The following is a 19,648-nucleotide window of genomic DNA, read 5'->3' as shown; positions in this document are numbered from 1 at the left end:
CAGCATGGCGGCACCGGACCAGGACGGGCCCGACAAGCGGGGGCGCAAGAGCAGTTGGGTCGAGCCCGACCGGGCAGAGGTGGAACAGGAAATCAGCCGTCTCAACGCGATGCCGAACGCCGAGCTCGCCGAGACTCTGGCCGCCTTCATCAACTCGCCCGACGACGTCGACCAGGTGCTCGCCTACGCGCTGCGCTCGCCGGAGGTCGTACGGAAGGCTCGCCGACTCGTGGACCGCATTGTCCGTGAGCCGGAGAAGTACGTCGGGACACCCCCCGCCTCTCTGGGCGCCAACGGGACCCGCGAGTACGTCCGCCGCTTCCGGGCCCGGGCGGAGAACGAGGCTGTACTGCTGGAGACAGTGTTCGCGGGGATTGTGGCCCGTCGCGGTCACCACGTCCCCGAGCCTCGGCCACGCGCAAGGGCCCGCCGAAGGCTGGCCGACGAATACCCGGTGCGCTTCCTGGAGCTGGTCCGCGAGGAGGAAGCCGCCGACCGTGCCGCTGCCGATGAACGCCGCAAACAGCGTGATGCCGCCCGGGCCGCATCCACTGGACGGTAGCCATAGCGTTCCCCACGAAGGGCGTACCCCTTGGGGTACGCCCTTCTCCATGCCGTACCCCGTACCTCCCAGGCGGAGGGGTACGGGGTACGACCGCCTTCATGACGGACAGGGGTGCGGGGTACGCCGCCCCCGCGTAAAACGGGGTACGGGTGCGATCGCAGGTACGGGTACGGGTACGGGGTGCGCTTCACCGGTACGGGGTACGCCACGCTGGACAGTCAGGGTACGCCTGTTTAGGCAGGTCAGGGCCTCGCACTCGCCTGCGCACGCCGAAGCGGCACCGCCCCACAGAGTGCTGTTCCCCGGGGGAACAGCACGGCTGATGCAGACAGGGGGGCGAAGTGGCAGGCGTACCCCCTCGCGGGGCGTACCCCTCGGCAGGCGTACCCCCTCGCGGGGCGTACCCCTCGGCAGGCGTACCCCCTCGCGGGGCGTACCCCTCGCGGGGCGTACCCCTCGGCAGGCGTACCCCCTCGCGGGGCGTACCCCTCGGCAGGCGTACCCCCTCGCGGGGCGTACCCCTCGCCGGGCGTACCCCTCGCCGGGCGTACCCCTCGCCGGGCGTACCCCTCGGGTGGCTCAGTAGACGTGACGTGACGTGCCGCCTCGGAGGGCATGCCGTCCGGCCTTCGGTGGTCATGCGCCACGGGACGGCATGTCTCGTCACGACACCTTGAGGACGCCTTGGAGGAACTTGTTGATGTCGCGGGCGGGGACACGGTCACCGAACTTGGAATATTCGGCTGCCGCCTCGCTCATCCCCTTGCTGATGAACGTCGCCAGAACTTCGGGACGGTGCTGCTTGACGTGGTCTTGGAGGCGGCTACCGCCCTTGATGTCCTCAATACTCGTTCCGCCTTCGGGGAGGAGATCAGCAACGAACTCCAGGGTGGGGACTCCGAGCATCTGTGCTTGCAGCTCCAGTTCAGCCACGATGGCCGCGCGCGCTCGCTCGCTGGCGCTCATGTCAGCTCTCCGTGGAGCAAGACGCAGGGGAGGCCATTCCGCTGCCGGCTCTGCTGCCCCATCGGGTACGCCCTGGGGCGCAGGTGTGGGCGTGGCGACCGGCGGCTCGTGCTGCTGCATGAGGTTGGCCCAGCTTCCGAGGGCCACGGCGATGGCGCTGTTGGCATCCACCGTCCCCCACAAGTCGGTGACGATTGGAGCCTGCGCGAGAAGCGCCCCCCACCGTGAACGCATGTCGTGGAGCGCCTGCCAGCCATTGACCGGGTCTGCGAGCGCTGCCTTGAACTGGCGGTCGATCTCCTCCAGGTCGGCCGGGGTCGGCTGCACGGGCGGGACCGGCTGCACGGGCGGGGTCGAGTGAGCGGGAGTGGCGGGGGGGTGATGCGCGGAGCTCTCAGGCGCCATCTGCCTTGCGACTGCGCGCCGAGCAGCAGCCGGCTGCGGCACGGGCACGGCTTGGTCCCACTCGTCGGTGGGCTCGGAGGGGTACGGGTACTCGGCGCGCATCTGCGCGTGTAGGGCCTCCGATTCCTCGGCCTGCCGTTGCTCGCGTTCCTGCTGCTCGGCCTCCAGCTTCCGGCCCTGCGCCTCGATCACCATGCGCAGGGTGGCGTCGGGTCGGTCGGGCATGTACAGACCATCGCACCTCTCGCGTGTGGCCCTGTCCAACACCGCCTTCAGCGCGTGCTGGTTGCGCCAGACGTCTCTCTCGTTGATCTGGCTGATGTACCAGTCCAGGGGGTTTCTGGCGGGGACCGGATGCTCGAAGTCGCCGTCGTCGGCGCCGTCGCTGATCTCGAATGCCTGCTTGAATGCGTACTTCTTCGCGGCGGTCATGGCCTTGTTGGTGGCCTTGTCCGACACGTCGGCGCCTTCGCCGACCACCACGATGGGGGTGTCCAGCACGTCGCCGAGGGGTCCGCGGATGCGGTACCGAACAGTCAGAATCGCGACGTTCACGTCACCGCGCTGGAAGTGCTGCTGCTGGGTGACCTCGGGCAGCATACGCAGGCCGTACCGCGCCATCGGGCCGGAGGCTGCGGCCACGATGTCGTCATACGCCTGGAAGCGGTAGTTCTGCGCCTTGTTACGGCCGTTCTTGCCGACGACGCCGATCTCCCGCATGACGGCGATCATGGCTACGTCGACGGTGAGGGGTTCCGGCGTGGCGTCCACGGCCACTGTGGTTGCTTCGGCCATGGGTGACCGTCCTCCTGCGCTGGCTTTGGAGCGTTGACGCCCGCGGCTTGCTCGGACCGGGGCATGGTGCGCCAGCGAAGGGGCTTAGATCCCCTTCGGGCACAGTGTACAGCTTACCATGTGGTCACGCTGAGGGGTGTGCCTGGAACCGACTACGGCGGGCACCCTGTGGTGGGCACCCGCCGTAGTAACTGCCGGTCAGTTCAGTGTGCGCCGACCAGTTCACGGCTATCTGCCGCAGTTCTCTCCTGGTACCACCGCTCGAACTTCGGCTTCACCTTCGTGCGGCCCGACGTGGACGACCGGCCCAGCCGGCGCCCCAGGTTGCTACCGCAGAACTCCCCGCCCGGCCGGGCGAGCGGGTCCTGTTCCCAGTCCTCGTACGTGCTCGTCTCCCGCGCCGCGAAGTACAGCTCGAACAGGGCTTCCTCGGCCTTGTCCATCGTCAGGCCGGCGAACTCGTTGTCCATGACCACGGCCGTCACAACACGCTGCGCCGTCCCCTCGACCTTAGCCGCCCGAACAACACGTCGGCCGCTGGAAGGTGCGACCGCCGCGGCGTGTTCCGACTGGCGCGCCCGTTCTGCCCGGCGCCGCTCCTGCTCCTCGCGCTCGGCCCTTTCGCGCCGCTCCTCATCCGCCCGCTGTTCCTGACGCCGGCGCTCGGAGGCTTCCCGCTCCGCCCGCTCGCGCTCCATCCGCGCGGTGAACTCGCGGGCCGCCTTCTCCTGTTCCAGCGCCGCGGCCCGCTCGGCCTGCTCCCGCGCGGTGCGCTCCCTCTCTACGGCCAAGGCGTGCTCGCGCTCGGCGGCAAGCCGCGTCTCCTCGCGCTGTGCGCGCTCCCGTTCCACGCGGGCGGCGTGGTCGCGTGCCTGCTGCTCTTCTTCCTGCCGCCTGGCCTGCTCCCGCTCCCGCTCCTCGCGGGCCTTCCGCTGCTGCGCCTCGCGCTGAGCCCGTTCCCGTTCCACTGCCGTTGCCTGCTCTTGTGCAATGCGAGACAGGGCGGCTGTGATTGCGCGCCGGTACGACAGGCCAGCCTCGGCGGTGACGATCAGCAGGAGCGGCGCTACCGAGTGCACAGCCATGCCTACCCAGTCCCGGTGAAGAGCGCTGTTCCCGACGTTGAGCGCGAGCGTCATCAGGCCGGTCATCCACCGTAGGAGAACCGGCCAAGTGCCGCTTTTGCCGCCGAGCCGGGCAATGACCGCGTCGAGCTTCACCACGATGATCACCGCGGCGTCCACGACGAGCGGAAGGATGGGTGCCGTCCACTCCCATCCCGACGGGCTGACCGACCGGACGAGAGGGGTGACGGTGAGCACGCTGTAGAGCAGAGCCCCGGCTGTGATTGCCCAGGTCCCTGCGATCAGTGTGCGCTCGGCGGATCGAATGTCCGACTCGGACATGGTCGCGAAGCGTGCCGTTGGAAGGGGCGGGGTCACGAAGCTGTCCTCCAGAGCGTTGTCAGCGCGCTCTCGCTCGTGAGCGCACCGGTTCCGGACAGCCTAGATCACGCTCCGCTCACCGGCCTTCATCGTTCAGCGCCCCGTCACACATGTTGCCGTTTACCACCTTTGAGGCTTTCGGGCGTCGTCGCCGATGAGCTTGAGCGGCAATGCCCGGCCCCCGATGCGGGATGCCAGACGTTCGCCGAGAACTTCCTCCACCTGGTCGAAGTTGAGGTTCGTCGTGAAGATCGTTCCGCGTCCGGAGCTGCTCCGTGCCGTAATCAGGTTGCTGGTGAGCGTCCGTACGTGGTTCGTGGCGTACTCGTCCATCTCCTGACACAGGTCGTCCAGGACCAGCACGTCGCAGCGCTCGTAGCGCTCCACGATCTGCGTGTGCGTGAGCCCGGCGGGCGCACTGTCCGGGCGAAGCCAGTGCAGGTACTTCGAGTGCGAGACGAAGCGGGCCATCAGCCCCCGCTCAACGGCGTAGGCGCCGGCCGCCGCAGCAGCGGCCGTCTTCTTCGAGCCGGTCGAACCGTGGAGAATCAGGTGCTGGACGGTGGGCCGCACGATGTCCCGCTTGTCCAACGGCAATTTCTCCTGCTCGCGATTGAGCTGCCGCACCTCCACGATCTTGTCCACGTAGGTGCGCACGTGATCGGGGAACTGGTCCTCGTGGAGCTTGGCGAGAGTGAATCGGGCGTAGTCGTTGTGCCCGGACACGCGCAGCGAGTTCACCCACGCCTGCCGGTACACCTCCCGCTGGTAGGCGTCCGTGCTGTCGGGGCGGTCCTCTGTTAGGGGCGCCTTGCCCGGGTCGAGACCGCGGCGGCGCAGGATGCTCGCCACGGCGGCTATGGGACCATCGGCGCGCACAACCTGGTGTGATGCCGGGAGCGCCGGGGCGGGCATGGTGAGGGACACGTCGTCGGTCCTCCTCTGGTCAGGCGGCGTCATCGGACTGGACACCGAACACGCTCAGGTCGGGGGCGTCCGGTGTCCCGGTAGCCGCACCCTGGGCAGGCGCTTCCTTGTGCTTCCACTGGTCGTTACTGAACAGCGGCTTCCTGCCGCCACGCTTCTGCTGCACGCCCGACAGGCGGCGCAGCGCGAGGTCGAACTCCCTCTTCGCCGGAGACCACTCGCCCAGCTCCATCAGGGCCTGCCAGATGATTTCCCGGCTGTAGCCGGCGTGCAGCGCCGTCCGGATGCGGGTGCGGAGGTTGAGGAAGTAGCCCGTCTCCTGGCGCTTCGTGTCCGCGAGAAGCGGCCCCATCTTCTTGTCCTCGACCCGGGCCCGGGCGACTTCCCACCACCTCGTGGCGCCCGACTGCGCCGCCTTGTCGAGTTCGATCTCCTCGGGCGTCTTCCCTTGGTATGTCTTGAGGGCCCGTTCGAACTTCGCCTTGGCTGGGCCCCACTCGCCAAGCTCGCGCAGCACGAACTTGACGAGCTCCAGGTCGTGGCCGGCGTCGAGAGCGTCGCGGATGCGCGCCGTCAGGTTGTCCTGGGCCCGCTCCATCTGCCGGTCGGTCCCGACCGGCGTCATGGAACCGCGACGAGCCAGCGCCTCGGCCTGGGCCCACCACTCGGCAGCGGCCGTGCGGACCAGCTCGTCCACGCCGCTCTCGGCGGTCTCCTCCACGGCGGCCGGAGCGGGCGCCGACAGCACGGTTTCGGCCCTCTCGGCCTTCCGCGGCCGGCCCGCCGGACGGGTCAGCTTCGCCGCTTCCAGGGCGCGCCGGCGCCGGTAGTACTCGTCCAGGTTGTGGTCGCCCTTGTACCCGTCGGGCGGCGTCTGGTGAACGATGTACCGCACGCCACGGGCCCCGTTTGGGCGGGTCATCGGCTCGCGGTCGATGATGTCCGCCTCATCGAGCTGGTCCAGGTACGGGTCGACGCTCTGCTCACGGGAGAACCCGAGCATCTGCGCGATCGTTTTGCGGGAGGGCCAGCATGCGCTGTCTCCCCGCGAGACGTTCACATGCATGGCCAGCACGTTGTAGACGGCCTTCGCCGTCGCGGACACGACCTTTCCCGCGTACTGCGGGTGGGACTTGCTCGCCGGGTACAGGCTGACCCAGTCCGGGACCATGGAGAACGGCGCCTTGCGGCCGATGACAATCTCGATCTGTTCATCCAGGTCGTCTATCTCTCGGCTCACTGGTCGGCCCCTTCCATGACGGTGGGCGACAGCCGGTAGACGGTGTACCGGTCGCTCTGGCGGTCGATGCGCCGAGCGACGATGTCCCGTTCCATGAGGCCGGTACGGACGAGCTGCGCAACTGCGGCGCGGGCCTCGTGGTGGGTCATGCCGGCCGAAGCGGCGAGGTCACCGCACCGGTGCCACTGGCGCAGGTCGAGGTCACTGCGCCGCAGGTGCCGTACGAACGCGGCGAGCGTCACCGGGCTCACCTTGTCGGCGGCCTGCTCGATCAGCGCCAGACGGGTATCGCTGGAGATCACTGTGGTTCCTTGCGAAGGGCCCCCGGCCTCCCGCGCGGAACGCGGGGGCGGGGGCAGGTATGTGCGGGCGATCAGGCGACGGCGGGCAGCACGCGCTTGGGCTTGGGCGGACGGGTTCCGTAGTCCAGGCGCACGCGCTGGCCGAGCTTGCGGGCCCGGATGATGCCGCTGCGCTCGCGCTCGGTGAGCCCGCCGAAGATGCCGTGCCGGGCGCGGCTCGCCGGGTCGAGAGCCCACTCCAGGCACAGCAACCGGGTGGGGCAGTTCCCGCACACCTCGTGCTTGGCGAAGGTGATGGCCTTCTTGTCCGTCGGGGCGGGGAACATCGCTTCGGGGTCGATCTCCCCGCACGGCGCGTCACGCATGAAGTCGGGAACGGTCATTCGCCTGCCTCCAGCATCGGCAGGGCGAAGTCGTCCGCGGTCAGGTTGGGCAGGTTCTCCAGCGCCGCTTCCACGAAGCCGAGCCGGCCGTCCAGCGCCTCCAAGCCGGCGTTGTTCCACTTCGGGCTGACGGTGTCGGTCAGACCGCCCGGGTCGTAGCCGATGCCGTCCACGATCTCGCCGGTGGCCGTGTCGATCACCTGACCGCCCTTGTAGACCAGGCGGCTCAGCAGCGCCTTCTCGAAGGACGGGCGGATGACGTAGTCGGTCTCGCCCAGCCCGTCGGCGTAGTCGAGCACCTTCTTCTGGTCCGCGATGTAGAACTTCGCCTTCGCCATGGTCTGGGTGAAGGTGCCGAGCGGCTGGGTGCCACCGTCGGGAAGGGGCATCTCGGCCGTCAGACTGCGAGTGCCCTTCGTGTCCACGATGTGCTGGGCGTTCGCCTCGATGACCGGGTCGCAGACCGCGGCAACGATCTTCTTCACGCGGTAGGCCACCGCAGCTCTCAGCGCCAGGTCGCTCTGGTCGACCGCAGGTGCGTTGTCCGTCTCGGGCATCGCGTACGTACCTCTCTGTTCGCCGGCGAACCGGCTTGGAGCGTTGGAGGTCTGGAACCGGTGGCCTCCGCTCTATGGACGGAGTGAGGCCGGATTTCGTTACACCAGACCGGGGGTGGCTGCTCGCTCGTGCGGCCACATCACCGAACTGTACACGACGTCCGAACCGGTGGGGAGGACGGAACCCCCCTCGCGCGGCTTCCATCCCGCCTGGCCCGTAAGGCGGCCGGGGAACGCGCACCCCCGGATTCTCCGAACGGCGCCCCGGGGCAGCCCCGTCCGGACACTGGGGCAGCACCGGCTGAGGAGCGGCCCGACGGTCCGGCCATGACGGCACGTCCCGGTAGCGAGCCGGGTCGCCGTGGTTGAAGTCCGCGGGCTCGCTGGCCAACGGCCGCTCCTCCCCGTGTTTCCCGCTGCGCGACAGGAGCAGCCGTGAACGGACTCGCCGCCCCCCGCTTCATCAGCTACATCCCGCTCACTGATCTGCCGCCGGACCCGGCCAATCCGAAGAAGCACGAGGTCGAGCGGATCATCGCCTCGGTCAAGGACCACGGGTTCATCGACACCCCCGTTGTTGACGAGCGCACCAGCCTTGTCATCGCAGGGCACGGCCGGCGCGAGGCCCTGATCGAGATGCAGGTCCGTGGTGAGCCCGTCCCCGACGGCCTGCTCCTGGACGACGACGGCGGATGGCTCGTCCCCGTCACCCGAGGATGGGCCTCGGTCAGCGACCGCCAGGCCCACGCGGTGCTCATCCTTCTCAACCGGCTGCCGATGGCCGGCGGATGGGACTCCCGGGCGCTCGCCGCGATCCTCGAAGACCTGGCCACCTCCGACGCCGACCTGTTCGATTCCCTGTGCATCTCCGACGACGAGATGGAGCAGCTGCTGCGAGAGGTCGACCCCGAAGGACTGCCGCAAGGACCGGACGGCGCTGACGCTCCGGACAAGGAACTGCTCGACGGCGACTTCCCCGACGACGGATACAGCGACAGCGGCGGCGACAACGAACGCGCCGGCACCGTCTGCTGCCCGGACTGCGGGCACCAGTTCACCCCGGGACGGTAGCCCGGCAACCGGCCTACGGTCCCCGTCATGCCCCGCCGCAAAGTCCGCCGCTCCAACAGCGCCGCGCGCACCCGGCTCCTGACACCGGAGGTCGAGACGCGCCTGGTCGAGGCATCCCGCGCCGGTCTGGCCGTGGACCTCGCGGCGGTCAACGCGGGCATCAGCCGCGCGACCTTCCTTCGCTGGATGGCCTACGGCCGCACGGAGGCCGTTGACCGCGCAGCCGGCAACCCTCCCGATCCCTCACTCGACCACTTCGTGGAGTTCTTCGAGAAGGTCGAACGAGCCCGCGCGTCGGCGGCGCTCTCGGCCGCCCTCGATATCCGCCGGGCCAGCCGCGGCGGCATCGTCACGACCCACCGCACGTTCGACCCCCACACCGGCAAGGTGCTGGAGGAAACCATCACCACGCCCCCGGACTGGCGTGCGGCGGCCTGGTACCTGGAGCGGCAGCACCGCAAGCAGTACGGCAAGGAGGACCACCTCGAAGTCGAGCTGACTGGCGCGGCGGGCGGCCCCGTCGCCGTCGAGAACACCGGCCCGTCCGCCGACCTTGCGACACGGCTCGCGGAGACCCTGCACGCCCTTCAGTACCCGCCCGACGGCGACCAGGACGACGAGGCCGCCGGCCTCGACTGAGCCCGCGACGCTAAGCCCCGGCAACCGCCACGGTGCTCCCTCCCTGCACACCAGCTCTGGAGGAACACACCCATGGCCACGACCCTCTACCCCGGCGCGATTCGCGGCACGCACTGGTACGGCGACACCTACGAGGGGGACCTGATGGACCCCAACTGCCTTGTCCTGCACACCACCGAGGGGACGGGCGTCGTCTCCTACAGCAATGGCGCCGCGGCGCCGAACATCACCGTCCTGCCGAGCATCAAGGCCAAGAAGTTCGTCATCTACCAGCACTTCGCTCTGAACCGGTCCGCCCGGGCCCTGGTCAACGCGGCGGGAGGCGTCGAGACGAACACCCTGAACGCGATCCAGGTCGAGCTCGTCGGAACCTGCGACCCCGCGCACAAGAAGACCTGGGGCAGGCTCAAGGCCGGCGTCGACTACATCTACTGGCCGGAAGCCCCCGCGTGGGCCCTCGACGCGCTCGCTGAGCTCATCGCCTGGATGCACAGCCACATGGGCATCCCGCTCAAGGGCCCGTCGAAGTGGCCGGCCTACCCGTCCTCCTACGGTTCCACCAGCGCTCGGATGACCTTCGCGGAGTGGAACGCCTTTAAGGGCGTCTGCGGCCACCTCCACGTCCCGGAGAACCTGCATGGCGACCCCGGGAATCTCCCGTTCGCCAAAATCCTGGCCAAGGCCAAGGCGCTCGTCGGCAAGACGCCGGCCGCCGGCGCGGGCCAGGCCAAGCGGCCGAAGCCTGCCCCGCCCTTCCCGGGCCGCAGCTACTTCGGCCCGGGCAAGAACAACGCCCACGTCACCGCCCTCGGCAAGCAGCTCGTGAAGAAGGGTTACGGCAAGCACTACGTGTCCGGTCCCGGCCCGAAGTGGAGCGACGCCGACCGTAAGAACGTCCGCGACTTCCAGCTCTCCCGCAGGGAGCTCCGCGGCGACCCTGACGGCCTGCCCGGCCCGCTGACCTGGCGTCTCCTCTTCTCCTGACCCTCCGGTCCGGCCCGCACCGTGCGGGCCGGACCTCTACCCCGAAAGGCCCCCCGTGGCAGGCGAGACCGTCATCACCGTCGTCGGCAACCTGGTCGATGACCCCGAGCTGCGCTTCACCCCGTCCGGTGCCGCAGTCGCGAAGTTCCGTGTCGCGTCCACCCCGCGCGTGTTCGACCGTCAGGCCAATGAGTGGAAGGACGGGGACGGTCTGTTCCTCACCTGCTCGGTCTGGCGGCAGGCCGCGGAGAACGTCGCCGACTCCCTGAGTCGCGGCACCCGGGTCATCGTGCAGGGCCGGCTCAAGCAGCGCTCGTACGAGGACCGGGACGGCGTGAAGCGCACAGTCTACGAACTGGACGTGGACGAAGTCGGACCAGCGCTCTCGCGTGCTACAGCGAAGGTCACCAAGGTCTCCGCCCAGCGCACACCCGCCGCTCCTGGGCCTGCGCCAGTCTCGGGTGACGCCTGGTCAACGGGAGGCGGCGAGGAGCGGCCCCCGTTCTAGGCCGCCGCCCACTGGGCAGGCAGCATCTCCAGGGACAGCCCGTCTCCGTCCAGCTCCTCCACGACAGGGGGAGCTGGTGACATTTCAGGCGCAGGAAGCTCGGTAGCCCGCGGAGGTGTTGCCCCGGGTGCCGGAAGCTGCGGTGCCGGAAGCATCTGCGGCGGAGCCGGCTCGGGCTCCTGCACCGGCTCGGCGCCGCCGTCGTCCGGATCGGGCTCGGGGGTCGTTTCTGTTTCCGCGTCCGGCTCGGTTTCGCTGGTTGCCGAGTCTGCGGCGGGCTCGTCGGCTGCGGGCGGCTCCGCTGTCGTCTCCGCTTCGGGCACGATGGCGGTGGTGTCCGGCGACGGTTCGGTCGGCGGTGCCGGCGGGGTCGGCGAGCCGCCTGATGGCGTAGGCGTGGTGGGCGTGAGGGTCGGCGGCGTCGGTTCGGGAGTGACGCTCCCGGTAGGGGTGACGACAGGGTCTGTGGTCCGCGGAACCCGCCCAGTGCCGGCCGTACCCGTGGGGAGCGAGGAGGTATCGGCCCGCGTGTCCTCGACTTCTGGCTGTGTCGTGGCGTTCGCGACTATGGCGACTGCATCCGTCGGCCCGGAAGGGATGAGGCCAAGCCGGCTGGGGTCGGCATTGCCGAGAACGAGCGTGACGGCGCGAAGCAGTTGTGCCGACTGTGCGTCGTCCGCCTGCACCGCCTGGTGGACGGCTTCTTTGGTGACTCCGAGGGTGCCAAAGGCCAGGTACGCCAGCCGGTCGGGCAGTGGGGTGTCGGAGTCATGCCCGGCCAGTGCCAGCGCAGGGTCGGCCTTGGTGCTCTTCTGGGCAGGCTGGCTTGTCTGCTCCGTCAGCGCCTCGCTCCACTCGCCGAGACGGTGGATGTCCGTACCCCACAGCACGACGCGGTTGAACTGGCGGACGTTCTGGTACAGCTCCTGATTCGCGCTCTCCGCGGCCCAGGCTTCGGCCGACCCCTTGTTAGGGAAGAGCCGGAACCCGACCTTCTCCTGGTCGTAAGAGAACGTGAAGGCAACCGAGGTGCCCACGGACGCCTCGCTGAACATGACTTTGCCGTCCGAGTCCACGCACTTGGCCTCATACGCGCCCATCGGGTCGCACTTGAGCTTTCCACCGTCGGCGATTTTCTCGAACGTGGGGCTGCGGTAGGTGTTGCTGGTGACCTTGTCATCCTGGCTGAGGGACGGGGCAGCCTTGGCGGTAGGGGTCGTAGATCCGGGCGTCGCGCTGGGGGTGATCCAGTGTGCCAGGAACATGCCGCCCGCGAGTGCCGGTGCGGCGACGGCCGCCATCCGCGCCCACCGTGGTGGCCGCGGCCGCCGGTGCTGGCCGACTCCGGGCATCGGGACCGGAGGCACGACGCCGGCGTCGGGCGCGGCTTCGACGCGCGGCATGACCTGATCGACACCGAGACGCTCGTTCATCTCGATGACGCTCGGGCAGTGGGTTCGCACGATGTCCTGGGCCTGCGAAAGGCTCATCCCGGGGCACGCCTTGAGCACGGCCTTGACGGCAGGACCGAAGGACTGGCCTGGGCGTACGAACAGGTAAGTGACGCCCGTGTCGCAGTTCTCAAACGTGACGGCGTCTACGCCATGGTCCTCTTCGAGAATGCGCAGTTCCGGGGCTGTGCTCACTGATTGCGGTCCGGAGCGTTCTGGCCGAGCCGGGTGGCGATGCTGGCGGCGATCTCCTCCAGCCGCTCGTCGTCGATCTGCTCGATGTCGGCGACGCGCAGGCGAAGGTTTGGGCCCGCCTGAGCCACACGAACGTGGGTGCCCGGTTCGGCGAGGTCTTCGGTGTGGGTGCCTGCGATCGGCCGCGCGCGGCGGTCGACTTCACGCATCACGGCCGCGAATGCCCGCTGACGTCCTGCCTCGCTGATGGGCCGCCGAGGCGCGAGAGCTGCGGCCGCCATCATCAGCCCGGATATCTCGGGGCCTTCAGGTTCGGCGTCGCCGGACAGGCAGCGCTCCAGCTGCTCTGCGACGGCGCTATCCCTGCGACCCAACATCGTGCTTCTCCCTCAGCCTCACTGGCGCTGCTTGCTCGCCCTGCCGCTCCGGGTCGGAGGCAGACAGCAGATACATTGCCAGGTTGCTGTCACGGTCGGGCATCAAACCGCGGAGCTTGGCGAGCGCGCGGTACTGCAACACGCGAATGGTACCCACTGGCTTTCCCAGTATCTCCGCAGTCTGCGCGGCCGAGTACCCGCAGGTAATCCGCAGAGCCAGCACCATGTGCTGCGCTTCAGGCAGTTTGTCCAGCTTGCCCTTGATGGCGTGCCGAAGCTCCTTCCACTCCGCGGTCTCCTCCGGGCCCATGTCGGTGCTGGGGGCGTCAAGGTGCCAGAAGTCAGCGGTGGGCTGCTCGAAGCCGCGGTTGCGCATCGGCCTGAAGTGGTCGGAGAAGACGTTGCGCGCGATGGTCCAGATCCACGCGTAGATCCCGCCCCCGGTGTAGTTGTGAATATTCTGCACAACTTTGAGGAAAACCTCTTGGGCCAGGTCCTCCGCGGTGGCGGGGTCCTGGATGCGTGCCTGCATGAAGCGGACCATCGGCTCCCACAAGGCGTCGAAGAGCTCGGCGATCGCGGCCTTGTCGCTGGGGTCGCCAGCGGCTCGTACCGCGGCGACCTCAAGGCCCGGCTCGCCGTCGCACGACGTGGTCTCGCTCGTGCTGAGCCTCCTGGGCATACCGCCTCGCTTCGGTCTTGATCGGCCTCTGGAACGCCATCTTCCGACAGGCGCGAACAAGTCCGCTACGGCCAAATCGTACGAGAGATCGAAAACAGTGTTGATGCGTCAAAAGTGAGTCTTCATGCACATTTACCGCTTGCTCCGGCTATGCGTACGGGCAATTACGGACGTACCAACCATGCGGTTTCAATTGCAGATCCTGACCCTTCTCCGGCGCGGTTACACAACTGTGACCTAGTCGCATCCGTGTCGCCCTGCCCGTAATCGATCCCAGCACGCCCGGCGGCCCTCCCCTTCCGCCCGGCGGACAGCGTGTGCACTAGTGTGTGTGGTCGCAGCGGGACGAGCGACCCGCGTGCACACCTGAGAGGAGGCGGCCGCCATGAAGGGCACTCCTGTGGCACACAGGATCAACCTGCTGCCCTGGCAGAAGTGGCTCAGCATCGAGGAGTTCGCGCGCGAGCTCAACGCACCAGTCGAGGAAGCCGAGCGATTGATCCGCGCCGGACGACGGCGCGGATCAATCACCGTCAAGCGCGCCGGCCATGCGTCGCTGTTCATGAGAGTCACCCGCCACCCACTGCCCTCAACCCGCACACGCCCGGCTCCGCGAATACCAAACCGGACGGTTCAACTACCGTGAGAGTTCAGGCGGCCCAGCCCGCTGGAACCTGAGACCCGGCTCCAGGCTCCTGCTTTCGCACGTGCCGTGCGGCCTGGGGCCGATATCGGCGCAAACTGGCAAGTGTCCGCACGGCATGGTCTGCGGACGAATCCACGGGCAGTCCCCCACACTGTCCGGCGACAGATCCGGGAACGAGATGACCGAGGCAACGAGCATTGCGGCCTGGCGCCAAGGCATGCTCCTACACCTGGTCGAGGCCCGCAGAAGCGGCGACCAGGCGCAGGAGGACAAGATCATTGGCATGCTGATCGAAGTTCACGTCGCCCTCGGGCAACGGCGCGCTGGGACGAGCGAGGAACAACGCACGTACCTGCTGGCACGCAGCACGGGCACACCGCTGCCCGAGCTCGCCGAGGTAGGAATCGACACCAACGGGTGGCCGGCGCCTCCCGGCTCCTCCCCCGCCCGCGTCGAACCCCTGCCCGTATCGCCCGACACCGAGGAACGCATCAGCCACCTCTTCGCCGCAGCGGGCCCGCTGGCAGACAGGCGCCCATTGCCGCCCCGGTTCGAAGCCCGATACCGCCCCGAGGACGGCCAGCGTTACCAGAACTACCCTCTGCACTGGGCAATCTGGGACACGCGGGAGAATCTGGCGGTCGCCTACCACGGCGATCAGGACCTGGCCGAGTACCAGGCCGGTCAGGCCAGCGAGAAAGCCGAGGGCAGAAGGGGGCGGCCGACGTGACCGCCCCTCACCGACACGGCACGCCCGCGAAGATGGCCCGCACGGGGGACAAGAAGGTCTAGTCTGTCCCCACCATTACCGTCTGCGATCATGCGAGTTCCATGCCGGAACCCGCGCGGCGGTAGACCACAAGACCGCACAACGGGAAAAGCCCCGCCACCCGGCTGCAAGTTAGGCGTCCAAACCTTCGCAGCGGAGTACCCGGCGGGGCCAACCCGGAGACCGAGACAAGGACTGGTCTCTATGAGCACCAATGTACCCGCCGCAGGGCGGAGACACGCAACGAGTAGGCCCACCGGGCGGCGCGTCGTGCGCCGACATCCGGTGGGCCTGTGTGCGTTCGTTGGTGGGTTCTGGTCTTGCCCTGTCCCTCGGGACGGAGATGCGCCCTACGAGTTGGGTGATCGTGGCATTCGCTCGTCCGTCTCTCCCCCTGTGGAGGTCGTCATGACCTAGTCCCTGGTGGAGGCCCGCAGGCTCTGGTCCCGTTGTGGCGACGGTTCCAGCCCCAGCCAGTCCTCCAGGCCGCCCTGCTCGATGTGGCGTCGAGCTGCCGGCCATCTCGTTACTCGGACCTAGCACGTCCGTTGGTTCCGCACACTGTGCGGTTTTCACTCGGTCGACCCAGATGTGGGCCTTTTTTGTGCCCTCAGGAGCCCCCGGAGCACAGAGTCATGATGCCGTACGCCCTCGCGCGCCGCCAGTCCATCCCCGCGACGCGCCGACAATTCAATCGGGATCGCTTCGGCGAAACATCACAAACGCATCGCCGCCGCATCGCGCCGCACGTCGCCGCGTCCATCACCAAGGGCCTGTCCGCGGCCAGCGCCCGACTGCTCCTCGAAGGTGACGTCGAAGGCCGCTACCCGGGCCGCAACGACGCCGAAGAGGGGTACCGGCTCACCATGGCTCTGGCCGCCGGCGCCTCGCAGCCCGGCAGGGAGTGGATGCCCGCGGACTTCTACCGCGCGCTGCTCTACTCCCCAACGCCGGGGGGAGAGTGGGCTCGTCGGCTCATGCGGGGTAAGGGTCCGGAGTTCGCCGAGCGCAAGCTCGCCTGGATGCTCGCCAAGGCCCGCACATGGGTCCAGCAAGAGGCCCCCATCACCTGTCGCCACAGCGCGTGGGAAGCCATCGAACGGGTGCGTACGGCCGTCGAACGGCACCCGTGGCCGTCCCGGAAGGGCGGGGCCTCCGACCTGAAGAACATGAGCGTGCGACTCGGCCTGTGCGAGCGCGGCGGCGGCCTCGACCACGAGCTGTCCGCGCGACGTCAGGCGGAGCTGATGGGGTGTGCAGTACGAACGGCAGTGCTGAGCAACCGGCGGTTGAGGAAGGCCGGGTGGCTGGTACTGGAGAAGTCCGGGGCCGGATCTGAGACAGGATCGAAGTGGCGCCTCTGCTCCCCAGGACCAGATGAGGCTGTTGGTGCGGGAGTGACACACCCACCAGCCACGGGGGAAGCTGGGGGGGCAGGCCCCCGTGTGTCACTGGCGCACACCGACACCAGGAACCTTGCTCGGCTCGTCAGCCTTGATGCGTTCCACCACTACGGGCACGGGGCCAACGGGGCTCGTCTGCTGACGCTGCTGGAGGAGGAGGAAGGCAAGAGCCGCGCGGAGCTCCAGACAGCCACGGGGTTGGACCGCACGACGGTCAGCCGGCGCCTGAGCGCCCTCGTGGCTGACGGCCTGGTCGCGGAAGTGGAAGGGCTGTTCTATCTCGTCTCGGCCCTGGCCGGTCCTGCCGGTGTGATGCCTGACCAGCAGGTATTGCAGGAGACTGCCAAGGTGCGGGGAACTGCCGGTGCCGGGGCCAGGCGCAGAGCGCGCCATGTACGCGAGCGGCTGAACTACCGCCGTTGGCGTGCCGAGCGGAGGTCCAGGCATGTGGATGTCGTGCTGCGGCTAGTGCCGGCCGGGGTAGTCGATGTGGTGACTGGGGAGATCATCGATCCAGCGTGGGAGGGATGGGACGTATCGGACCCGTATCGTCCTGTTCCCCGGCCGAGGTGGGCGGCGGCCGCGTGACGGTTCCTGTTCCCCGCGGGAACAGCAACGAGTCAGTCGCGACCGATGGCCGCCCATGTCTGATGACCCGTGTCGGTGCGGTGCGTGCCGTAGTCGTCGGCGATGGCCTTGACGACGTTGAGGCCCATGGTTGCGGCGCTCGGAACAGCGGGCATGGCCTGAGCGTGCTCGACGGAGAGGAAGACGTGATCCGGGTCGGTCCAGACGCAGCACACCAGGTCGTCGTCTTCCGTGACGGTGTAGGCCAGGGCGACAAGTTCGGCGAGGCATGTCTCGATGCGGCGGATGAGCCGTTCGGCCCGCCCGCCGGCACCGAGCATCAGTGTGAGTGCCGGGCGCGCGACCTGCCGCGCCTGAAGCGCAGCGCCGCCAGTGGCGGGGACAGGGAAGCGTACGCGTCGGGTCACCGCGAGTCCGTTGGGCACGGTGGGCTTCTCTGGGAAGGCGGAGCAATCGGAGGGAACCATAAGGGAAGTGGTTGTGACGGACTCCCACCCGTAGGTGGCGCTGTTCGGAGTCCAGGGCCCCGGTGCGGTGGTCACTCGTGGTTCCGTTCCGTGTGCTGACGCTGATCGAGAGCCTTGCAGCCAGGAGGAAACAGGCAGGTCAATGCCGCTTCGACCCGTGTGCACGCTCAGTAAACAATAGTTGCAGTAGCGACATCGAACGTAGGCGTATGCCTGTGGCATAGTCAACTATTGTTTAGCAGCCCAGACGAGAGCAGCCGCATCCATGCCCTATCGGAACGCCAAGGAGACCGGGGGCGAGAGGCAACCAGTGCCCGCCCCGGGGCCCGGCGCCAGCTTCGCCGACAGACTGAATTACTTGTTCGACGTCCTGCGCCCCGGGAATGGTGATCCGGCGAAGACCAATCGGGCGACGGGCGAGTTCTCCAACGCCCACGTCGCCGAGACCGTCTCCGGCTACGGCGACGGCACCCTCACCGCTGCGTACATCGGCAAACTTCGCGCAGGGGAAGGCGACAACCCGTCCATCCGTGTCGCCCGACTCCTCGCCCGGTTCTTCCAAGTCCCGGCCGGCTACTTCGTGGAGGACGATGTCACCGAGAGCATCGTTTCCCAGTTCCAGCTCGTTCGGCAGCTGCACGAGCAGGGCGTGAAGAATCTCGCAATGCGCGCCGCCGGGCTCTCCCCAGCCAGCAAAGAAGCCCTGCTCAAGATGGTTGACGCCGCCCGGGCGCTCGAAGGACTCCCAGAGTCCCCCGAAGCCCTGGCCTAATACTGGTGCAGACCATCGATTCACCCCCTCGGTTGTTGAAGGAGCCCGCCATGTGGAAGCGCAGGCGCACGGCGGCCGCTGCCGACCCGCCTGAAAGCCCCGACGACGTCGCCCCCCTTCGCGCCTTCGTCGCCGAGCTCCAGCTTCCCCCGGTCACCAACGTGCGCGAGCTGCTGCCCTTCGTGAGCCGGCACACCGGCAGACCCATCAGGCTGGTGCCGATCACCGACCCGCAGGCGCTGCCCGACTCACTGGACGCGGCCTCGCCGTGCGGGCTATGGCTCGCCATGGAGTACGAAGACGTCATCTTCTACGACGCCACGACCAGCGAGGCACACGCCGACCTCATTATCGGACACGAGCTCGGCCATATGCTGCTGCGGCACCACACGGTAGAAGGCCCCCTGCTCGCCGACGTCGGCACCCTCGGCGGCCTCCTCCCCGACATGACGCCGGGCCTACTCAGCATGCTCATGTGGCGGACCCGGTACGACGAGCAGTTCGAGGCCGACGCCGAAACGGTCGGCTCCCTCCTCCAGGAGCACATCCACGCCAGCCGCTCCGCCCACCGCGACGATCCGATATCCAGAACGCTCCTGCGAAGGCCACGTTGAAAGACCTCCTGCACCCCCTGTGCCTCATATTCGCGGCCGCAGGGTTCCTCATCATGCTCCGCGACCTGAAGCGTGACCGGCGCGACAGCGCCCTCGTCGCGCTCGCAGTGTCCTTCCTCGCCTCGGCCCTCAGCTACGCCGTCTCCATCACCTGGGTGTGGGTCCGCATCGACCAGGTCTTCGGCGTGCCGAACATCGTCGTGCCCATTGCCCAGGGATTCGTGATCCTGGTCCTGGCACTCCAGGGCGGCGTCCTCGCCTACTGGTCGAAGCCTCCCGAAGATGCCCGCCGCCGCGCCAACCATCTGATGATCACCGGTCTCACCGTCATCGTCGGCATGGCGGCCCTCTTCGTGCTCCTCACCCCGGCCTCGCAACGGCCCACCGACTTCGCGATGTACTACGCGCACGACCCCTACTACCAGGCATACGTGCTGCTGTACTTCGGCACGTACACCGCGGCGGAGACCTACCTCGCCTGGTCGTGCTGGAAGTACGCTCGCACCGCGGCCACCAAGTCCATCGCCATCGGCCTGCGCCTGGTCGCCGTCGGCGCCGTCATCACCCTCTTCTACAGCGGGCAGCGTCTCGGCGCCGTCATTGGCGCCGAAGCCGGCTTCAGCGTCGACAACCTCAACGACATGGCGTGGGCCTGCGGCGACATCGGCGCCACCCTGACGCAGATCGGCTACTTCATCCCCGTCATCGCGACCCGGATCACAACGCTGCTCGCGGCCGGCCGCGAGCACTACGCCTACGCACGCCTCAACGTGCTGTGGGCCGCGATGGTGCGCATGGACCCCAGCATCGTTCTGCAACAGCAGGCCCCACAGCGGCAGTTCCTGCGCCAGCGCCGGAGCATCCACTACCCACTGATCCGGCGGCGCACCGAGATCC

The 19,648-nt window shown here is 68.3% G+C and carries 21 protein-coding genes; 10 read left to right on the top strand and 11 right to left on the bottom strand.

The window, feature by feature from the left end:
* Window positions 1–4: 4 nt before the first annotated feature.
* Entirely contained in the window at window positions 5–562 is a 558-nt protein-coding gene (locus tag ACFUJY_RS29190) for a hypothetical protein (protein ID WP_383305193.1), read from the top strand.
* Between the two features lie 666 nt (window positions 563–1,228).
* On the opposite strand, the gene ACFUJY_RS29185 is transcribed toward ACFUJY_RS29190, so the two are convergent.
* From ACFUJY_RS29185 to ACFUJY_RS29155, 7 genes are all read right to left on the bottom strand, one after another.
* Window positions 1,229–2,731 (bottom strand): ERF family protein, encoded by a 1,503-nt coding sequence (locus ACFUJY_RS29185; RefSeq protein WP_383305192.1) that lies wholly within the window; start codon window positions 2,729–2,731, stop codon window positions 1,229–1,231.
* Window positions 2,732–2,934: 203 nt separating this feature from the next.
* Complete coding sequence (locus ACFUJY_RS29180; RefSeq protein WP_383305190.1) at window positions 2,935–4,137, bottom strand: DUF2637 domain-containing protein; 1,203 nt, start codon at window positions 4,135–4,137, stop codon at window positions 2,935–2,937.
* 159 nt (window positions 4,138–4,296) lie between these two features.
* Window positions 4,297–5,028 (bottom strand): ATP-binding protein, encoded by a 732-nt coding sequence (locus tag ACFUJY_RS29175; protein WP_383305189.1) that lies wholly within the window; start codon window positions 5,026–5,028, stop codon window positions 4,297–4,299.
* 94 nt (window positions 5,029–5,122) lie between these two features.
* Window positions 5,123–6,343: a hypothetical protein gene (locus ACFUJY_RS29170; protein WP_383305187.1), complete on the bottom strand. Its 1,221-nt coding sequence runs from the start codon at window positions 6,341–6,343 to the stop codon at window positions 5,123–5,125.
* On the bottom strand, window positions 6,340–6,645 hold the full coding sequence (locus ACFUJY_RS29165) for a hypothetical protein (protein WP_383305185.1): 306 nt from the start codon (window positions 6,643–6,645) through the stop codon (window positions 6,340–6,342). The genes ACFUJY_RS29170 and ACFUJY_RS29165 overlap by 4 nt, the downstream gene beginning before the upstream one ends.
* 71 nt (window positions 6,646–6,716) lie before the next feature.
* Window positions 6,717–7,028, bottom strand: coding sequence for a WhiB family transcriptional regulator (locus ACFUJY_RS29160; protein ID WP_383305183.1), 312 nt, complete (start codon window positions 7,026–7,028; stop codon window positions 6,717–6,719).
* Entirely contained in the window at window positions 7,025–7,585 is a 561-nt protein-coding gene (locus ACFUJY_RS29155) for a hypothetical protein (protein WP_383305181.1), read from the bottom strand. The genes ACFUJY_RS29160 and ACFUJY_RS29155 overlap by 4 nt, the downstream gene beginning before the upstream one ends.
* A gap of 435 nt (window positions 7,586–8,020) precedes the next feature.
* Between ACFUJY_RS29155 and ACFUJY_RS29150 the strand changes: the two genes are divergently transcribed.
* From ACFUJY_RS29150 to ACFUJY_RS29135, 4 genes are all read left to right on the top strand, one after another.
* Entirely contained in the window at window positions 8,021–8,656 is a 636-nt protein-coding gene (locus ACFUJY_RS29150) for a ParB N-terminal domain-containing protein (protein WP_383305179.1), read from the top strand.
* Between the two features lie 27 nt (window positions 8,657–8,683).
* Window positions 8,684–9,295, top strand: coding sequence for a hypothetical protein (locus ACFUJY_RS29145; protein ID WP_383305177.1), 612 nt, complete (start codon window positions 8,684–8,686; stop codon window positions 9,293–9,295).
* 72 nt (window positions 9,296–9,367) lie between these two features.
* Window positions 9,368–10,279, top strand: a complete 912-nt coding sequence (locus ACFUJY_RS29140; protein ID WP_383305175.1) for a peptidoglycan-binding protein — start codon at window positions 9,368–9,370, stop codon at window positions 10,277–10,279.
* Window positions 10,280–10,334: 55 nt separating this feature from the next.
* Window positions 10,335–10,787, top strand: a complete 453-nt coding sequence (locus tag ACFUJY_RS29135) for a single-stranded DNA-binding protein (protein WP_383305173.1) — start codon at window positions 10,335–10,337, stop codon at window positions 10,785–10,787.
* On the opposite strand, the gene ACFUJY_RS29130 is transcribed toward ACFUJY_RS29135, so the two are convergent.
* Genes ACFUJY_RS29130 through ACFUJY_RS29120 form a run of 3 tightly spaced genes read right to left on the bottom strand, consistent with a single transcriptional unit; the run spans window position 10,784 to window position 13,492 of the window.
* Window positions 10,784–12,433 carry a hypothetical protein gene (locus tag ACFUJY_RS29130; protein WP_383305171.1) on the bottom strand — a complete coding sequence of 550 codons (1,650 nt, stop codon included), beginning with the start codon at window positions 12,431–12,433 and terminating at the stop codon, window positions 10,784–10,786. The genes ACFUJY_RS29135 and ACFUJY_RS29130 overlap by 4 nt on opposite strands.
* Entirely contained in the window at window positions 12,430–12,810 is a 381-nt protein-coding gene (locus tag ACFUJY_RS29125; protein WP_383305169.1) for a hypothetical protein, read from the bottom strand. The genes ACFUJY_RS29130 and ACFUJY_RS29125 overlap by 4 nt, the downstream gene beginning before the upstream one ends.
* Entirely contained in the window at window positions 12,791–13,492 is a 702-nt protein-coding gene (locus ACFUJY_RS29120; protein ID WP_383305167.1) for an RNA polymerase sigma factor, read from the bottom strand. Before ACFUJY_RS29120 ends, ACFUJY_RS29125 begins: the two co-directional genes overlap by 20 nt.
* An 824-nt stretch (window positions 13,493–14,316) precedes the next feature.
* On the opposite strand from ACFUJY_RS29120, the gene ACFUJY_RS29115 reads away from it, so the two are divergent.
* Both ACFUJY_RS29115 and ACFUJY_RS29110 read left to right on the top strand, forming a co-directional pair.
* Window positions 14,317–14,868, top strand: a complete 552-nt coding sequence (locus ACFUJY_RS29115) for a hypothetical protein (RefSeq protein WP_383305165.1) — start codon at window positions 14,317–14,319, stop codon at window positions 14,866–14,868.
* A gap of 674 nt (window positions 14,869–15,542) precedes the next feature.
* The gene (locus ACFUJY_RS29110) at window positions 15,543–16,898 is read left to right on the top strand and encodes a winged helix-turn-helix domain-containing protein (RefSeq protein WP_383305163.1); all 1,356 of its coding nucleotides are present in this window, start codon (window positions 15,543–15,545) and stop codon (window positions 16,896–16,898) included.
* A 32-nt stretch (window positions 16,899–16,930) separates the two neighbouring features.
* On the opposite strand, the gene ACFUJY_RS29105 is transcribed toward ACFUJY_RS29110, so the two are convergent.
* On the bottom strand, window positions 16,931–17,323 hold the full coding sequence (locus ACFUJY_RS29105; protein WP_383305162.1) for a hypothetical protein: 393 nt from the start codon (window positions 17,321–17,323) through the stop codon (window positions 16,931–16,933).
* Between the two features lie 400 nt (window positions 17,324–17,723).
* Between ACFUJY_RS29105 and ACFUJY_RS29100 the strand changes: the two genes are divergently transcribed.
* From ACFUJY_RS29100 to ACFUJY_RS29090, 3 genes are all read left to right on the top strand, one after another.
* Entirely contained in the window at window positions 17,724–18,137 is a 414-nt protein-coding gene (locus ACFUJY_RS29100; RefSeq protein ID WP_383305160.1) for an XRE family transcriptional regulator, read from the top strand.
* A 50-nt stretch (window positions 18,138–18,187) separates the two neighbouring features.
* Entirely contained in the window at window positions 18,188–18,751 is a 564-nt protein-coding gene (locus ACFUJY_RS29095) for a hypothetical protein (RefSeq protein WP_383305158.1), read from the top strand.
* Between the two features lie 53 nt (window positions 18,752–18,804).
* Window positions 18,805–19,648, top strand: an 844-nt coding sequence (locus ACFUJY_RS29090) for an MAB_1171c family putative transporter (RefSeq protein WP_383305156.1), incomplete at its 3' end; no start/stop codon positions are given.

The sequence above is a fragment of the Streptomyces sp. NPDC057249 genome, from assembly GCF_042669245.1.
Classification (GTDB): Bacteria; Actinomycetota; Actinomycetes; order Streptomycetales; family Streptomycetaceae; genus Streptomyces.
This window is presented reverse-complemented; position numbering and strand designations above follow the sequence as displayed.

Bases quoted from the DNA above. Each gene is read 5' to 3' on its own strand.
- ACFUJY_RS29185 (WP_383305192.1), bottom strand. From the start codon at position 2,731: ATGGCCGAAGCAACCACAGTGGCCGTGGACGCCACGCCGGAACCCCTC.
- ACFUJY_RS29155 (WP_383305181.1), bottom strand. From the start codon at position 7,585: ATGCCCGAGACGGACAACGCACCTGCGGTCGACCAGAGCGACCTGGCG.
- ACFUJY_RS29145 (WP_383305177.1), top strand. From the start codon at position 8,684: ATGCCCCGCCGCAAAGTCCGCCGCTCCAACAGCGCCGCGCGCACCCGG.
- ACFUJY_RS29120 (WP_383305167.1), bottom strand. From the start codon at position 13,492: ATGCCCAGGAGGCTCAGCACGAGCGAGACCACGTCGTGCGACGGCGAG.
- ACFUJY_RS29140 (WP_383305175.1), top strand. From the start codon at position 9,368: ATGGCCACGACCCTCTACCCCGGCGCGATTCGCGGCACGCACTGGTAC.
- ACFUJY_RS29125 (WP_383305169.1), bottom strand. From the start codon at position 12,810: ATGTTGGGTCGCAGGGATAGCGCCGTCGCAGAGCAGCTGGAGCGCTGC.
- ACFUJY_RS29160 (WP_383305183.1), bottom strand. From the start codon at position 7,028: ATGACCGTTCCCGACTTCATGCGTGACGCGCCGTGCGGGGAGATCGAC.
- ACFUJY_RS29095 (WP_383305158.1), top strand. From the start codon at position 18,188: ATGTGGAAGCGCAGGCGCACGGCGGCCGCTGCCGACCCGCCTGAAAGC.
- ACFUJY_RS29110 (WP_383305163.1), top strand. From the start codon at position 15,543: ATGATGCCGTACGCCCTCGCGCGCCGCCAGTCCATCCCCGCGACGCGC.
- ACFUJY_RS29180 (WP_383305190.1), bottom strand. From the start codon at position 4,137: ATGTCCGAGTCGGACATTCGATCCGCCGAGCGCACACTGATCGCAGGG.
- ACFUJY_RS29190 (WP_383305193.1), top strand. From the start codon at position 5: ATGGCGGCACCGGACCAGGACGGGCCCGACAAGCGGGGGCGCAAGAGC.
- ACFUJY_RS29115 (WP_383305165.1), top strand. From the start codon at position 14,317: ATGACCGAGGCAACGAGCATTGCGGCCTGGCGCCAAGGCATGCTCCTA.